This is a genomic window from Caloramator fervidus, from assembly GCF_900108045.1.
GTDB classification, from domain to species: Bacteria; Bacillota; Clostridia; order Clostridiales; family Caloramatoraceae; genus Caloramator; species Caloramator fervidus.
Genome location: NZ_FNUK01000007.1, coordinates 37,717 through 53,081 on the forward strand (window position 1 = coordinate 37,717; position 15,365 = coordinate 53,081).

Consider the following 15,365-nt stretch of genomic DNA (forward strand, 5'->3'; position numbering starts at 1 on the left):
TCCTAAAAGAATAAAAAAGCGCCTTAGCGCTTAAGTTTTATTTCTAAAATATAGTTTAAAATAATATCTGCTAATTCCTGCTTTAACATATTGGGAAGTTGAACTAATTGTCCATCTTTTTTGATTATCTTAACAGTATTAGTATCATAATTAAATCCAGAATTTTCTTGAGTTATATCATTAGCTATTATCATATCCAAATTTTTATTTGCTAATTTTAATTTTGCATTTTGTATAAGATCATTAGTTTCTGCTGCAAAACCTACAAGTATTTGATTAGTTTTTATTTTTCCCATCTCAAGCAGTATATCTTTATTCTTTATTAATTTTATTTCAAAACTATCTTCAGATTTTTTTATCTTAGTATTGCTAACATTCTCTACTCTATAATCTGCAACTGCAGCAGCTTTAATGGCAATATCAACATTTGGAAAATATTTCATAACTTCATCATACATTTCTTGCGCTGTCTTTACCCTTATAACTTTAACACCAACAGGGGGCATAATATCAGTAGGACCCGTTATCAAAATTACTTCTGCTCCCCTGTTTCTTGCTGCTCTAGCTATAGAATACCCCATTTTCCCTGAAGAATGATTTGAAATAAACCTTACAGGATCAATATCCTCAACTGTTGGGCCTGCAGTTACAAGAACTTTTTTTCCAGCATAATCCTTATTTTTACAAAGAAGCATGTCTATATAATCAACAATAACATCGACCTCAGCTAGTTTTCCTTTTCCTACATAACCACAAGCAAGCCTTCCTTCTATAGGCTCAATAATATGATATCCATATTGTTTTAAAATAGATATATTCCTTTGGAGTATCGGATTTTCATACATATTAACATTCATAGCAGGAGCAATCAAAACAGGAGCTTTTGTAGCCATAACAGTAGTTGTAAGCATATCATCTGCAATTCCATTAGCTATTTTACCAATGACATTAGCAGTTGCAGGAACAATTGCAAAAACATCTGCTTTGTCTGCTAAAGAAATATGTTGAATCTCCCATGTTTTAGGCTCTGCAAACATATCAACAACAACAGGGTTTTGACTTAGAGATTGAAAACTTAAAGGTGTAACAAATTTGGTAGCCGACTCAGTCATAATGACATGAACATCAATATTTTTCTTTTTAAGCTTGCTAATTAGGTCAAGGGCTTTATAAGCAGCTATACCTCCCGTAACACCTAAAACAACAGTTTTTGACATATCAACACCTCAATATTACTTAATTCCAGACTTAACTGCATGATATTTAATCTTTCCATTATTTATTTCATGAATAGCAATAGTAACAGGCTGATTTGAGTCCACTTTAACTAAAGGTTGTGCTCCATCAACTAATTGCCTAGCTCTTTTAGCTGTAACTACAACTAAAGAATATCTATTATCTATCTTATCAAGCAAAGACATTATAGGTGGATTTATCATTGAACTTTCTTTAGCTAAATTCATTCATCATCCCTCCTGATTAAAACATACTGTATCCATAACTCTACTACATCTGCATTTCTCAGCAATAATTATACATTCTATCTTTTTAACAGCTTCTTCTACATAATCATTCACAACTGCATAATCATAATTTGACATATACTTAATTTCTTCAAAAGCAGAATTAAATCTTGTCTTCAAAGAATCCTCTGTTTCAGAACCGCGCTTAATAATTCTATTTTTCAATTCCTCCATAGATGGTGGTAAAATAAATATAAACACACCATCAGGATACTTTTCTTTTACCATTAATGCCCCTTGTATATCTATCTCCAGTATTACATCATTTCCTTTGTTTAATTCTTCTTCAACATAAGACTTTGGTGTTCCATAATAATTTCCATAAACAGTAGCATATTCTAAAAACTCATTTTTTCGTATCATGTCTTCAAACTTTTCTTTGGAAACAAAATAATAATTAACTCCCTCTTTTTCACCTTCTCTAGGCGCTCTTGTCGTGCATGAAACAGATAATTTTAAATCTTTATTCTTTTGCAATAAGGCTTTGCATATTGTTCCTTTACCTGCACCTGATGGACCTGAAATTACTATTAGCAACCCCCGCTTTTTCATCCTATACTCCTTTCTTTTATTTATTCTTCATTATTTTCTTCGGTATCTTCTATATTTTCTTCAACATCCTTTGACATCAATCTATGAGCCACAGTTTCTGGCTGAACTGCAGATAAAATTATATGATCGCTATCAGTAATAATTACTGCTCTAGTCCTTCTTCCATATGTTGCATCAATTAGCATTCCTCTATCTCTTGCCTCTTGTATTATTCTTTTTATTGGTGCAGATTCTGGACTAACTATTGCAACTAATCTATTTGCTGAAACTATATTACCAAAACCAATATTTATAAGTTTTATTCCCATATTTTAACCTCCCAAATTATTCAATATTTTGAATTTGTTCTCTTATTTTTTCAAGTTCACTTTTTATATCTATAACCAAATTAGATATTACCAAATCATTTGCTTTAGACCCTATAGTATTTGTTTCCCTATTCATCTCTTGCAATAAAAAATCAAGTTTTCTACCTACAGCTTCTTCACTCTCAAGGGTATTTTTAAGCTGCTCGATATGACTTTTTAAACGGATTATTTCTTCATTTATATTAACTTTATCAGCAAAAAAAGCTACTTCATTTAACAACCTAGTTTCATCTACTTCAACATCCTTTAAAAACTCACTTATTCGTTCCCTTATTTTTTCCTTATATTCTTCAACCACCATAGGACTTCTACGCTCTATTTCATCTACTTTTTGACTTATTATGTTGCACTTTTCTAATATATCTTGTTTTAATTTTAAACCTTCTCTTATTCTCATGTCAATAAAAACACTTAACGCTTGATCTAATGCCTTTTTCATTGTTTCCCATATACTTTCATAATCCTCTTCATTTTTTTCAACAATTATTATATCTGAAAACTTTGTAAAAAGAGATAGGCCTATTTCTTCAGATAAATTGAACTTTTCCTTCAATTGCATAAATACATTATAGTAGTATTGAGCTACTTTCTCATCTAAAGAAATCTTTATATCATTATCTGCAAACTTTTCTTGATTTATAAATACATCTACTTTACCTCTTGAAATTTTTGAAGATATGTACTTTCTAATATTATCTTCTAAAGCTAAAAGCTGCTTTGGAAGACGTATGTTAACATCTAAGTACCTATTATTTACTGATTTTAATTCTATAACGAATTTTCGGTTATTTTCCTCAACTTCCCCTCTTCCATATCCTGTCATACTCTTAATCATCATATTCACCTACCGCTTTAATATAATAATACATTACATTCTTTCTAATTATACATAATAATATATCTTTTTTTCAAGGTCAAATTAAAATTGATAGGCATGCATAAGCATGCCATATCATAAAACTTCACAAATTTTATCTATTGCTAACTTCAGTCTGTCAAAATCTGCAGTTAATGAAAGCCTACAAAATTTCTCTCCTGCTTTACCAAAAGCTTCCCCTGGAGTTAACATAACATATGCCTTATTTAAAACAAACTCACAAAATTGCTGTGAAGAAAAATTATTAGGTACTTTAAACCATACATAAAATGTTCCTTTACTATTATATACTTCTATTTGTTTTTGATTCAATAGAGAGCTAACAAATTTTCTTCTTAGATTATAAATATCATTCATACTTTTAATAAAATTATCTCCTTCTTTTAAAGCGCATGCACCTGCTAATTGAATAGGAATAAATTGTCCAGAGTCAATATTTGATTTAATAGTCAAAAGCCTTCTTATAATTTCTTTATTTCCTACAATATACCCTATTCTCCAACCTGTCATATTAAAATTTTTAGAAAGACTTCCTATTTCAACTGCTATTTTTTTAGCATATTTAGCTTGTAATAAACTTATTTTATATTTATCATCACAAACAATATTAGAATATGCAGCATCGTTAATGATAATTATATCGTTCTTTATCCCATATTCTATTAATTCATTATAAAAATCTAAACTTGCACATGCTCCAGTTGGATTATTAGGATAATTTACTATAAATAATTTAGCTTTTCTACATACTTCAGGAGATATTTTCCCAAGGTTTGGTAAATAATCTTCTTTATCTGAAAGATAAATCTTATATGGAACACAACCAGAAATAATAGCTGCAAAGTTATATACCGGATAAGAAGGTTCTGGAATTAAGCAATAATCCCCAGGATCCGTAAGTGCTAAAAAAATATGTGCTAATCCCTCCTTAGCTCCTATAAGAACTCCTACTTCATTTTCATAGTCCAGCTCTACTCCAAAATGTCTTTTATAAAAATTTGCAACTTCTATTTTAAATTCCTTAACACCGCTGTAGGGAGGATATTTATAATAATTTTCACTATTTAAATTTCTTATAAGTTCTTCTTTTATAAAATCAGGAGTTCTAATATCAGGATCGCCTATACTTAGGTCTATTACTTCTACATTATTTTTACATAATTTGTTTTTTTGTTCCTCTAGCCTTGAAAATATATATTTTGGTATCTCTAAAATTCTATTAGATAGTTTCAAAGTAATCCCCCCAAAGCTTGTTAATATATAATATTATTGGGGGAAAAGTAATGTTACAAAACAAAATTACCTTCACATATAAATTCTGCAGGCCCTTCCATATACACATCATCAATGTATTCAACTTTAAGCTTCCCAAAAGCAAGTTCAACATTAACTAAATTATATGTTAATCCATTTAAGTAACACGCAACAACAGCAGCACATGAACCTGTTCCACATGCCAATGTCAATCCTGCTCCTCTTTCCCAAGTTCTTACTTGGATTCTTTTCTCATCTACAATTTTAACAAAATTTACATTTGTCCTATTAGGAAATATATCTAATTTTTCAATTTTAGGACCATAAAATAATATTTCATTTTCATCAATTTCATTAACGTAGATGACAGTATGAGGAACACCCATTAAAATAGTAGAAGCTTTAAAAACTTTATTATCAATTTTTATATCATAATTCAAATTATTTAGATTTGAATTATATATGGAAGATATTTTATCTATTACTGGTTTACCCATATTTATCCTAACTGTATCAACTTTAGAATTAATAACTCTCAACTCTGCTTTCAGTACCCCTGCTAAAGTTTCTACATCTATTATGTTTTTAGAAACTATCTTTTTTTCATATACATACTTAGCAAAACATCTTATACCATTCCCACACATTTCTGCTTGACTTCCATCACTATTAAAAATAAGCATTTTTATATCAGCTTTATCAGACTTTTCTACAACTAAAAGCCCATCCGCACCTATTCCGAAATGTCTGTTACATACCTTTGTTGCAATTTTTGAGTAATCTAAAAAGTTTTCTTCTAAATTTTCTATTATTATAAAATCATTTCCTAAACCATGCATTTTAGCAAAATACATATAATATACCTCCTTTTACATTTACTATTATAATGTTATAATCAATTAAAGATCATAAAAAGGGGGAATAAATATGCCAATGGACGGAGTATTTATAAAAGCAATAGTTCAAAATTTATCTGATATAGTAGGTTCAAAATTAGATAAAATATATCAACCCTCTAAAGATGATATAATAATACATTTAAGAAAAAATAAAAGCAACTACAAATTATTACTATCATGTAATCCATCATCTCCAAGAATTCAAATTACCAATATAAATCGTAATAATCCTGATGTTGCTCCAAACTTTGTTATGGTGCTTAGAAAACATATTCTAAATTCAAAAATTATTGAAATAAATCAATTAAACTTTGATAGAATTGTAGAAATAAAATTAGAAAGCAAAGATGAATTAGGTTATTTAAATTACTATCATCTTATCATAGAAATAATGGGAAAACATAGTAATATAATACTTCTAAATGATAAATATATAATAGTAGATGCTATAAAACATTTAAACAGTGACATTAACAGATATAGAATAGTTCTACCAGGGGCAAACTATATTCTTCCTCCTACAAACAATAGGATAAATCCTTTAAACATAACAAATGAAACGTTTAACGAATTACTCTCTAAAAATACAAATAAAAAAGTATCAAGTTTCTTTTTAGAAAATTTTCTTGGATTAAGTAAAATTTTTATAAATCAAATTTGCGGTAAATATGAAAACTTAAATATAAATGAACTTAATGAAAATGATATATTAACTATAAGAAACAAATTCTTTTATTACTTAAGTAAAATAAAAAGCAATGATTTTGATTTTTTCTTATATCGCGATAATAATAACAAATTAATAGATTATTATGTTTTTGACATAGATGATTATAAAAATTATAAAAAAGAAAAATTTTCTTCTCCTTTCCAACTTCTTGATATATATTATAGCGAGAAAGACTTTCAAGACTTAATAAAACAAAAATATAATGATCTTATAAAAATAGTAAAGGGATTTATCGAAAAAAACAACAAAAAAATAGAACAATACATAAACAAAATAAACGAATGCAAAAATTATGAACTTTATAAAATATATGCTGATATATTAATGGCAAATCAATATAACATAAAACCCAATCTTGAAAAAATAATTCTTCCAAATTTTTACGATCCAGATTATACTCCAATTGAAATACCATTAGATGTTAATTTAAATATTATAGAAAACGCTCAAAAATATTACAAAAAATACTCTAAAGAAAAAAATACAGTAGAAACTCTAACTAAACAATTAGAAGAAGCTAAATTAGAAAAAGAATATCTGGAAGGAATCTTGTTTAGCGCAGAAAAAGCCACAGATTTTGAAACCTTAGAAGAAATAAAAAAAGAACTCATTTCAATGGGATACCTTAAACAAAAAAAAGAAAGCAAAAAGGAAATAAAATCTAAGCCACACCATTATATTTCTAGCGATGGATATGACATTTATGTAGGTAAAAACAATATTCAAAACGATTACTTAACATTAAAATTTGCTAAAGAAGACGATATATGGCTTCATACAAAAAATATTCCCGGTTCTCATGTTATAATTAAAAGTAAAAATGGTAAAGTTAGTGATACTGCCTTAATTGAAGCTGCACATCTTGCAGCATATTATAGTAAAGCACGAGAATCTACTAACGTTCCTGTTGATTATACTGAAAGGAAAAATGTTAAAAAACCTTCCGGTTCTAAGCCAGGAATGGTTATATATTACACCAACAAAACAATATTTGTAACACCTAACGAAGAAAAAATAAAAACCATCCAAAAAATAGATTAAGAGGTTGTAATAATACAACCTCTTATTTACTTTTTGCAATTTCTATATTAATCCTTTTACCCTTTATTGTATTATCCTTCATTATTTCTAAAACCTCTTTTGCATATTCAACTGGAACTTCTACAAATGAAAATTTATCATATATATCTATTCTTCCTATTAAGTCTCCTGGCAACTTAACTTTATCTGCTATTGCGCCAACGATATCTTTTGGACTAATTTTATGATTTCTTCCAACATTAATAAATAATCTTACCATACCAGATTCAAAGTCTACTTTATTATCATCTATATCTTCAAACCTTTTATCTTGATTTATAATTATCTTTAACAAAGCTGCTGCAACATCCAAGGATGTATACTCTTCATTTATTATTCTTTCTATAATATCAATATATCTTTCAAGATTATCTTCATTTATTATTCTTTTTACTTTATCTATTATTAAACTTGCTTTACTTTCTTCAACATCATGAAGAGTAGGTATTTTCTCAAGTTTTATCTTTGTTTTAGTATACTTTTGTATATCTCTTAACTTATATATTTCCTTACCAGAAACAAAAGTAAATGCCCTTCCATATCTTCCTGCTCTTCCTGTTCTCCCTATTCTATGAACATAATATTCTTCATCTTGTGGAACATCAAAATTAAATACAACATCTACATTTTCAACATCAATCCCTCTAGCAGCAACATCAGTAGCAACTAATATATCTATTTGACCTGTTCTAAATTTTAACATAACCTTATCTCTTTGAGGCTGTTTCATATCCCCATGAAGAGCACCCGCGTTATACCCTCTTGCCTGAAGACTTGTTACAACTTCATCAACTCTCTTTTTAGTATTGCAAAACACCAAAGCTAAGTTAGGATTATAAATATCTAAAAGTCTAGAAAGAACTTCAATTTTATCTTTTTCCTTTACCTCAAAATAATACTGTTCAATAGTTGGAACTGTTAACTCTTTATGAACCACCTTTATATACTCAGGATTTTTTAAATACTTCTTTGCCAAATCCAATATAGGTCCAGGCATTGTAGCCGAAAACAACAAAGTTTGTTTATCCTTTGGAGTCTTCTGTAGAATGTATTCTATATCCTCAATAAATCCCATATTGAGCATCTCATCTGCTTCATCTAAAATAAACATTCTTACATCATCAAGTTTTAAAGTTCCCCTATTAATATGATCAATAATTCTGCCAGGAGTTCCGATAATTATATGTGCTCCATTTTTTAGAGCTTTAATTTGCCGTTCTATCGATTGTCCTCCATATATAGGAAGTATATTTAATTGTTTTATATATTTTGATAATTTTTTTAACTCTTCTGACACTTGAATAGCAAGTTCTCTTGTAGGACATAAAATTATAGATTGTATTTTATTTACATTAGTATCTATAATTTGTATAGCAGGAATTCCAAAAGCAACAGTTTTACCAGTTCCTGTTTGAGCTTGCCCTATTATATCTTTACCTTGTAAAGCAGTAGGAATTGCCTTTGACTGAATAGGAGTTGCTTCTTCAAAGCCTAAATCTTCAATTGCTTTTAAAATTTCTTTAGATAAATTTAATTCTTTAAAGCTTAATTTTTCCATATTCTCACCTCATCTATTATTATGCAAAAAAATTGTGCCGGTTAAACCGGCACAAAAATTATATTTTATTAAATTAAGTGCCAATTACTTTTCCAAAATTATAACCTTATCTATACCATCAGTTTCAGTTAACTTAACTTCTATTATTTCATTTAATGAAGTTGGAACATTTTTACCAACATAGTCAGGCCTTATTGGTAATTCCCTATGCCCCCTATCAATTAAAACAGCAAGCTGTATTAACCTAGGCCTTCCAATATCCATAACAGCATCTAATGCTGCTCTTACTGTTCGTCCTGTAAAAATCACATCATCCACTAATATTACTTTTTTACCTTTTATATCAAAATCCAACTTATTAATTCCAACTTTAGGTTCGTCGTATTTTTCTGTTAAATCATCTCTATATAAAGATATATCTATTTGTCCTACCAGTACCTTTTGTCCTTCAAACATTTCAAGATAATTAGCAATTCTTTCTGCTAATGGAACCCCCCTTGTTTTAATACCTAATAAAACTATATCATCTACCCCTTTATTTTTTTCTATAATTTCATGGGAAATTCTTTTTAGCGCCCTTGCAATACTATTTTCATCTAGAAGGATTGCCTTCTCCCTCACTTTATCACCCCTAACACTGTTAAAAATAGCTTCTTTATACAATAGCATATATTTTTATTAACATCAAGACATTTTTCTTAATTTTTCAATAAGCTCCTCAAAATAATCAGGCAGTGGTGAAGAAAATTCCATATATTTACCTGTTCTAGGGTGTATAAAACCCAAAACTTTAGCATGAAGGGCTTGCCCATTTAACTTAAATTTTTGTTTTTTATAACCATAAACAGGATCCCCAACTAAAGGATGACCAATTGAAGCCATATGAACTCTTATTTGATGAGTCCTTCCTGTTTCTAACCTTGCCTCAACTAAAGTGTTTTCTTTAAACCTCTCAAGGACTTTAAAGTGCGTAACAGCTCTTTTACCATTTTCTACTATAGCCATTTTCTTTCTGTGAACAGGATGCCTGCCTATAGGCTTATCTATTGTTCCCATATCCTGCTTTATTACACCTTCAGTTAAAGCTATATATATCCTTTTTACTGTATGCTCTTTTATCTGCTCTGCTAAATGCTGATGAGCATAGTCATTTTTAGCAACAACAAGAACCCCTGAAGTATCCTTATCTATTCTATGAACAATTCCTGGCCTTATTACTCCATTGATGCTCGAAAGAGTTTTACATTTCTTTAATAATGCATTAACCAAAGTTCCTGTATAATTTCCTGCAGCTGGATGAACAACCATGCCTTGAGGTTTATTTACAACAACTATATCATCATCCTCATAAAGTATTTCAATTTCAATATCTTCTGCAACAATTTCTAATTTAACTGGATCTGGTATTTCAACAGTTATTTCATCATTAGCTTTAATTTTATAGTTGCTTTTTGTCACATTACCATTAACTTTTATTTTTTCTTCTTCAATAAGTTTTTGAATTCTTGAACGAGACATATCTTCTATAATTTCACTTAAATATACATCAATTCTTTTTCCTACATTGATATCCTCTACTACAAATGTTCTTACCTCTGCCATAGCATCACTCCATTATTCTTTAATAAAAATCATTGAAATTCCAAGTAAAATAGATCCTAAAACCACAGATATATCAGCAACATTAAATACAGGCCAATCGAAAATATTTTTTATATAAAAATGAATAAAATCAATAACATAACCTCTAAAAATTCTGTCTATTAAATTTCCAATAGCTCCTGAAATAATAAGTATTAAACTTACCCTATACCACTTATTTAAATTTTTATTAGCAACTAGGTAATACAACATATAAGAAACTGCAAGTATAGTAAATCCTACTAGAAAAAACTTTTTTTCTTTTAGTATTCCAAAAGCAGCTCCTCTGTTTTCAACATATGTAAATTCTAAATAATTTTGAATTAATGTTAATTCTTTTCCCGATGAAAACTTTATTTTAGCTAAATATTTAGTTAAATGATCAATAAATATTATTAAAGCAATATAAAACAGTTGCATAAAATCCCCCATTTCTAAGTTAACTATTTAAATAATAAAATAAGACTTGCATTAATGCAAGTCCTAGGGTAATTGATTTTTATATTGTTGATTACTAATATTATCAATTTGTTCAACTGTTCCACTAATATACTCATCATCATAGTTTCGTTTCATCTTGGGGATCTTATTAAATTCATCTACATCCTGCCATGCATCTTCTCCATCATACTCAACGGATTCAGATATATCATTAAAACTTTTTCCAAATGGATAGTTTAAAACCTCTTCCTCAACAGGCCTATCATATCTAAAAGTATTATAATTTACAACATTTTTTTCACATTCTGCACATCTTGTTGCATAAGGTATAAAATCCAACCTTTCTTCTTCTATTTCTTTACCGCAAAATTCACATATACCATAATTTCCTTTTTCAATTCTTTCAAGAGCATTGTCTATTTGAACTAAAATATTTTTTTCATTGCTTAAAAGTGCAAAACCTCTTTCCTTATCAAACATTTCTGTTCCCATATCCGCAGGATGATTATCATTTACAGAAAGCTCTCCTAATTCCTCCTGTTGAGAAGCTGAAAGTCCATTTTTATACATAAGATCAATGGTTTCTAAAATTTTTTTCCTTTCAAGAACTAACTTGTCTTTATATTTTTTCAGCTTATTTTTTTCCATAAAACTCACTCCTTAAGGAATTCTATACTTAACAAGCCTTATTATTTCTGAAACAACTCCACTTATTAAAGGTAAATTCAATACAACTAATCTTTGCATGATATATATAACAACAGCACTTAAAATAGTAAAACCTATTCCTATTCCAAACCCCCGTGCTATTCCTGAAAAAAAATTTAAAAATATCATCCTAACAGGATTTTGCATCATATCAACATAATCACCTATTTTAGCTTTTTCTAATTGCAAGGATAAAGTTTTTAACAATTCTAGATTTTTATCTTCCTCCATAATAAACCCTCCAAAGTTATTTTTCCAAACATAGATATAAATTATGTATTTTTTTAAATAACCATTGCATATTTTTTCTATAAATTATAAAATATTAAGGTAAATATGTCTGGACCTTTATGGCCGGAACATGGAGGTGTTTTTATGTTATCAAACGTTTCAACAAACATAAGCATCAAATCAATAACTCGAATAGCTATTTTAAGTGCAATAGCTATTTTTATGAGTTTTACCCCTTTTGGGTATGTTCAACTTGGAGCTATAAGAGTAACTTTTATGCACATCCCAGTAATTATAGCATCAATTTATGAAGGATTTTACGGTGGAATAGTAGTAGGGTTAATATTTGGGCTTTCAAGCTTAATTAGTAATCTTTCAGGACCTTTAGCTCCAGTCTTTATTAACCCAATGGTATCAATTTTCCCAAGGATTATGATCGGCATTATTTCTGCTTATACTTACAAAAAAACTAAGAATGCTTCCTTAACTGCTGCTTTAGGAACTTTAACAAATACTACTTTAGTGCTATCTATGATATATATCTTCGCAGCTCAAACCTTTGCAAACATAAAAAAAATTGCTATCGAAACATTAGGTAAATTTTTACTACTCGTCGGAATAAAAAATGGAATTTTAGAATTAATAGTAGCAATTATTATAGTTACAAGTATAGTTAAAGCATTAAAATTTAATAAATAAAGTAAAAAAGGCGCTAAATTTCTAGCGCCTTTCTATATTGCCATTAATCTTTTTAAAAACATCAATAAAATCTGGAAATGAAGTTCTTATATTTTCACAATCATAAACTAAAACGTTATCTAAAACAAATCCTACTAATGAAAATGCCATTGCTATTCTATGATCTTTAAAAGAATAAAACTCATAGCTTTCTTTTCTTTTAAAAGATTTTCCTTGAATTATTAAGCCATCTTCTTTAGTTTCAGCTTCAACACCCATAATTTTTAAATTATAATATATACTCTCTATTCTATCGCTTTCTTTATATCTTAACTCTTTTGCATCACTTATAACTGTTACTCCTTCAGCAAAAGCTGCTAAAACCGCAATTAACGGTATTTCATCTATAAGTGTAGGAATTATATCCCCTTCTACTGTAACTCCCTTTAAATTACTGCTCCATACTTTTATATCACCAACAATTTCATCATTTTCTTCCCTTACATTAAATACCTCAAAGTTTCCCCCCATTTTTTCAAAAACTTTTAAAAATCCTGTTCTTGTTGGATTTAATAAAACATTTTCAATAATTACCTGTGAATCATCTGTTAAAGCTGCTGCCGCAATTATAAAAGCTGCAGACGAAAAATCCGCTGGAATAAATATGTTTTTTGCTTGAAGCTTTTGGCCCCCAAATAAAATAATTTTTTCACCATCAATTTTTATATCTGCCCCTAAATATTTTAACATTCTTTCTGTATGATCTCTTGTTTTTACTTTTTCTCTAATCACTGTTTTACCATTTGCACTAAGAGAAGCAAGTAAAATAGAAGATTTTACTTGGGCTGAAGGAATATTCATATCATATTCGATTCCTATTAAACTATCTCCTTTTATTAATAAAGGTGCCTTATCATTTCTTAATATTGAACTTATGTATGCTCCCATCCTACTTAAAGGTTCTATAATTCTTTTCATGGGCCTTTTACATAAAGATTCATCGCCATACAATAACGAATATCCTTTTAAAGATGCTAAAATTCCTGATAAAAGTCTAATAGAAGTCCCTGAATTCCCAAGATAAATTGCTTTATTAGGAACTTTAAAGCTTTCTAATCCCCTTGATTTAAACAAAACATGGTTATCTTTTATTTTTATATCAGCCCCTAGCATAACCATAGCTTTTAAAGAATTTAACGTATCCTCTGCAAATAAAAAATTTTTAACCACTGCATCTCCATGACACAGTGGCAAAATCAAAGCTGCTCTATGTGAAATTGATTTATCCCCTTGAAGGGTTACTCTTCCCTTTAAAGAATAAGATTTTTTAACAATTATATTCATCGTATCACCTCAAATTTATGCAAGAAAAAACATCTAAAACCTTCGTATAAATTTCTTTAAATTCATCAAAATCTACCGATTGAAATCCATCTGATAAAGCTTTTTCTGGTTTTGGATGAACTTCAATTAAAAGCCCATCAGCCCCAGCAGCAATAGCAGCTAAACTTAAAGGCTTAACTAGTTCTCTTCTGCCAGTTCCATGGCTTGGATCTACAATAATTCTTAAACTAGTATTTTGTTTAACCACAGGAACGCAATTTAAATCTAAGGTGTTTCTAGTGTAAGTTTCAAAAGTTCTTATACCACGTTCACATAATATTATATCGCTATTTCCTTCTAAAGCTATATATTCTGCAGCATTAAACCACTCTTCTATAGTAGCAGATATACCTCTTTTTAATAAAACTGTTTTATTTATTCTTCCTAGTTCTTTAAGTAGCGGATAATTATACATATTTCTTGAACCAACTTGAATTACATCAACAACTTCAAGCATATCCTCTAAATCTCTAACATCTAACACTTCTGATACAATTTTTACAGAATACTTATATTTCATATCCTTTAGTATCTCAATCCCCTCAAGCCCAAGTCCTTGAAAACTATAAGGAGAAGTTCTTGGTTTGAAAGCTCCACCTCTTATAAATTCTACACCTAATTCTTTTAAAAACTTAACAGTTTTGTCCATAATCTCATAGTTTTCAACACTACACGGTCCAGCAATTATAATAGGCTTTTCTAAACTAGGTTTTGGACCCTCAGAAATTTTTTTAACCATAATAATCACCTACAAGTTTCTTATCATATTAGTTAAAATTGAAATTGAATTTTTTATAGCTATATCAATATATTTTTCATAATCCGCTACATGATTTTCATCCGCAAAATCTGAAATAGACCTTATTACAACAAATGGGACATTATTTACATAACATGCATGAGCAATCGATGCACCTTCCATTTCAACCGCTAGAGCATCAAAAGTTTCTCTAAGCCAAACCAATTTTTTAGAGTCAGCAATAACTTGATCTCCTGTAGCAATTCTGCCTACATAAACTTTAAATTCATTTATATCTTTAGTAGCCTTTAAAGCTAAGTCAATAAGTCTTTCATCCGCCTTAAAAATATAATCATCCATTCTCGGAATTTGACCTGGCTTATAACCAATACATGTACCATCAACATCATGTTGAACTAAATCTTTTGAAATAACAACATCTCCAGGATTTAACATTTCATTTACTCTACCTGCAACACCTGTATTTATAACAATATCTACATTAAAATCATCTATTAATATTTGGGTACATAAACCTGCATTTACTTTACCAATACCACTTCTAACAACTACAACGTCTTTTCCAAGCAATCTTCCTTTAAAAAATTCCATATTAGCTTTTTTTTCTATTCTTTCAACTTCCATCATATTTTTTAATTCTAATACTTCTTCTTCCATAGCTCCAATTATTCCTATCATAAGT

18 protein-coding genes are annotated in these 15,365 nt (G+C 28.9%); 2 read left to right on the forward strand and 16 right to left on the reverse strand.

Features of this window, described 5'->3' with window-relative positions; translation table 11 throughout:
* Nucleotides 1-23 precede the first annotated feature (23 nt).
* The 7 genes from coaBC to dapF all read right to left on the reverse strand — a co-directional run bounded on the left by coaBC (nucleotide 24) and on the right by dapF (nucleotide 5,428).
* Nucleotides 24-1,217 carry a bifunctional phosphopantothenoylcysteine decarboxylase/phosphopantothenate--cysteine ligase CoaBC gene (coaBC, locus tag C4R78_RS03640; protein ID WP_103895746.1) on the reverse strand — a complete coding sequence of 398 codons (1,194 nt, stop codon included), beginning with the start codon at nucleotides 1,215-1,217 and terminating at the stop codon, nucleotides 24-26.
* A 15-nt stretch (nucleotides 1,218-1,232) separates the two neighbouring features.
* A complete protein-coding gene (gene rpoZ, locus C4R78_RS03645; protein WP_103895747.1) occupies nucleotides 1,233-1,463 on the reverse strand; it encodes a DNA-directed RNA polymerase subunit omega in 231 nt (76 codons plus the stop codon).
* Nucleotides 1,464-1,466: 3 nt separating this feature from the next.
* Nucleotides 1,467-2,075 (reverse strand): guanylate kinase, encoded by a 609-nt coding sequence (gene gmk / locus C4R78_RS03650; RefSeq protein ID WP_103895748.1) that lies wholly within the window; start codon nucleotides 2,073-2,075, stop codon nucleotides 1,467-1,469.
* Nucleotides 2,076-2,095: 20 nt separating this feature from the next.
* Nucleotides 2,096-2,383 carry an extracellular matrix/biofilm regulator RemA gene (remA, locus tag C4R78_RS03655; protein WP_103895749.1) on the reverse strand — a complete coding sequence of 96 codons (288 nt, stop codon included), beginning with the start codon at nucleotides 2,381-2,383 and terminating at the stop codon, nucleotides 2,096-2,098.
* A gap of 16 nt (nucleotides 2,384-2,399) precedes the next feature.
* On the reverse strand, nucleotides 2,400-3,281 hold the full coding sequence (locus tag C4R78_RS03660) for a YicC/YloC family endoribonuclease (protein WP_479722862.1): 882 nt from the start codon (nucleotides 3,279-3,281) through the stop codon (nucleotides 2,400-2,402).
* 114 nt (nucleotides 3,282-3,395) lie between these two features.
* A complete protein-coding gene (locus C4R78_RS03665) occupies nucleotides 3,396-4,553 on the reverse strand; it encodes an aminotransferase class I/II-fold pyridoxal phosphate-dependent enzyme (protein ID WP_159945786.1) in 1,158 nt (385 codons plus the stop codon).
* Between the two features lie 53 nt (nucleotides 4,554-4,606).
* Nucleotides 4,607-5,428: a diaminopimelate epimerase gene (dapF, locus tag C4R78_RS03670; RefSeq protein WP_103895752.1), complete on the reverse strand. Its 822-nt coding sequence runs from the start codon at nucleotides 5,426-5,428 to the stop codon at nucleotides 4,607-4,609.
* 73 nt (nucleotides 5,429-5,501) lie between these two features.
* Between dapF and C4R78_RS03675 the strand changes: the two genes are divergently transcribed.
* Entirely contained in the window at nucleotides 5,502-7,244 is a 1,743-nt protein-coding gene (locus C4R78_RS03675) for an Rqc2 family fibronectin-binding protein (RefSeq protein ID WP_103895753.1), read from the forward strand.
* A gap of 22 nt (nucleotides 7,245-7,266) precedes the next feature.
* Here the strand turns inward: C4R78_RS03675 and C4R78_RS03680 are convergent, their stop codons facing one another.
* The 6 genes from C4R78_RS03680 to C4R78_RS03705 form a co-directional block, all read right to left on the reverse strand.
* A complete protein-coding gene (locus tag C4R78_RS03680; RefSeq protein WP_103895754.1) occupies nucleotides 7,267-8,841 on the reverse strand; it encodes a DEAD/DEAH box helicase in 1,575 nt (524 codons plus the stop codon).
* An 84-nt stretch (nucleotides 8,842-8,925) separates the two neighbouring features.
* A complete protein-coding gene (gene pyrR, locus C4R78_RS03685; protein ID WP_103895755.1) occupies nucleotides 8,926-9,462 on the reverse strand; it encodes a bifunctional pyr operon transcriptional regulator/uracil phosphoribosyltransferase PyrR in 537 nt (178 codons plus the stop codon).
* Between the two features lie 63 nt (nucleotides 9,463-9,525).
* Nucleotides 9,526-10,443 (reverse strand): RluA family pseudouridine synthase, encoded by a 918-nt coding sequence (locus C4R78_RS03690; protein WP_103895756.1) that lies wholly within the window; start codon nucleotides 10,441-10,443, stop codon nucleotides 9,526-9,528.
* A 12-nt stretch (nucleotides 10,444-10,455) separates the two neighbouring features.
* Nucleotides 10,456-10,902, reverse strand: a complete 447-nt coding sequence (lspA, locus tag C4R78_RS03695; RefSeq protein WP_103895757.1) for a signal peptidase II — start codon at nucleotides 10,900-10,902, stop codon at nucleotides 10,456-10,458.
* 63 nt (nucleotides 10,903-10,965) lie between these two features.
* On the reverse strand, nucleotides 10,966-11,571 hold the full coding sequence (locus C4R78_RS03700) for a TraR/DksA C4-type zinc finger protein (protein ID WP_103895758.1): 606 nt from the start codon (nucleotides 11,569-11,571) through the stop codon (nucleotides 10,966-10,968).
* Between the two features lie 12 nt (nucleotides 11,572-11,583).
* A complete protein-coding gene (locus tag C4R78_RS03705; RefSeq protein WP_103895759.1) occupies nucleotides 11,584-11,862 on the reverse strand; it encodes a DUF5665 domain-containing protein in 279 nt (92 codons plus the stop codon).
* A gap of 144 nt (nucleotides 11,863-12,006) precedes the next feature.
* Here C4R78_RS03705 and C4R78_RS03710 point away from each other — a divergent pair, with 144 nt between their 5' ends.
* Nucleotides 12,007-12,561, forward strand: a complete 555-nt coding sequence (locus C4R78_RS03710) for an ECF transporter S component (RefSeq protein ID WP_159945787.1) — start codon at nucleotides 12,007-12,009, stop codon at nucleotides 12,559-12,561.
* A gap of 21 nt (nucleotides 12,562-12,582) precedes the next feature.
* Here C4R78_RS03710 and aroA read toward each other — a convergent pair whose 3' ends face one another.
* The 3 genes from aroA to C4R78_RS03725 are packed head-to-tail and all read right to left on the reverse strand — an operon-like array spanning nucleotide 12,583 to nucleotide 15,361.
* Nucleotides 12,583-13,884: a 3-phosphoshikimate 1-carboxyvinyltransferase gene (gene aroA / locus C4R78_RS03715; protein ID WP_103895761.1), complete on the reverse strand. Its 1,302-nt coding sequence runs from the start codon at nucleotides 13,882-13,884 to the stop codon at nucleotides 12,583-12,585.
* Between the two features lie 4 nt (nucleotides 13,885-13,888).
* Complete coding sequence (aroF, locus tag C4R78_RS03720) at nucleotides 13,889-14,662, reverse strand: 3-deoxy-7-phosphoheptulonate synthase (RefSeq protein WP_103895762.1); 774 nt, start codon at nucleotides 14,660-14,662, stop codon at nucleotides 13,889-13,891.
* Nucleotides 14,663-14,671: 9 nt separating this feature from the next.
* The gene (locus C4R78_RS03725; RefSeq protein WP_103895763.1) at nucleotides 14,672-15,361 is read right to left on the reverse strand and encodes a 5'-methylthioadenosine/adenosylhomocysteine nucleosidase; all 690 of its coding nucleotides are present in this window, start codon (nucleotides 15,359-15,361) and stop codon (nucleotides 14,672-14,674) included.
* Nucleotides 15,362-15,365: the final 4 nt, after the last annotated feature.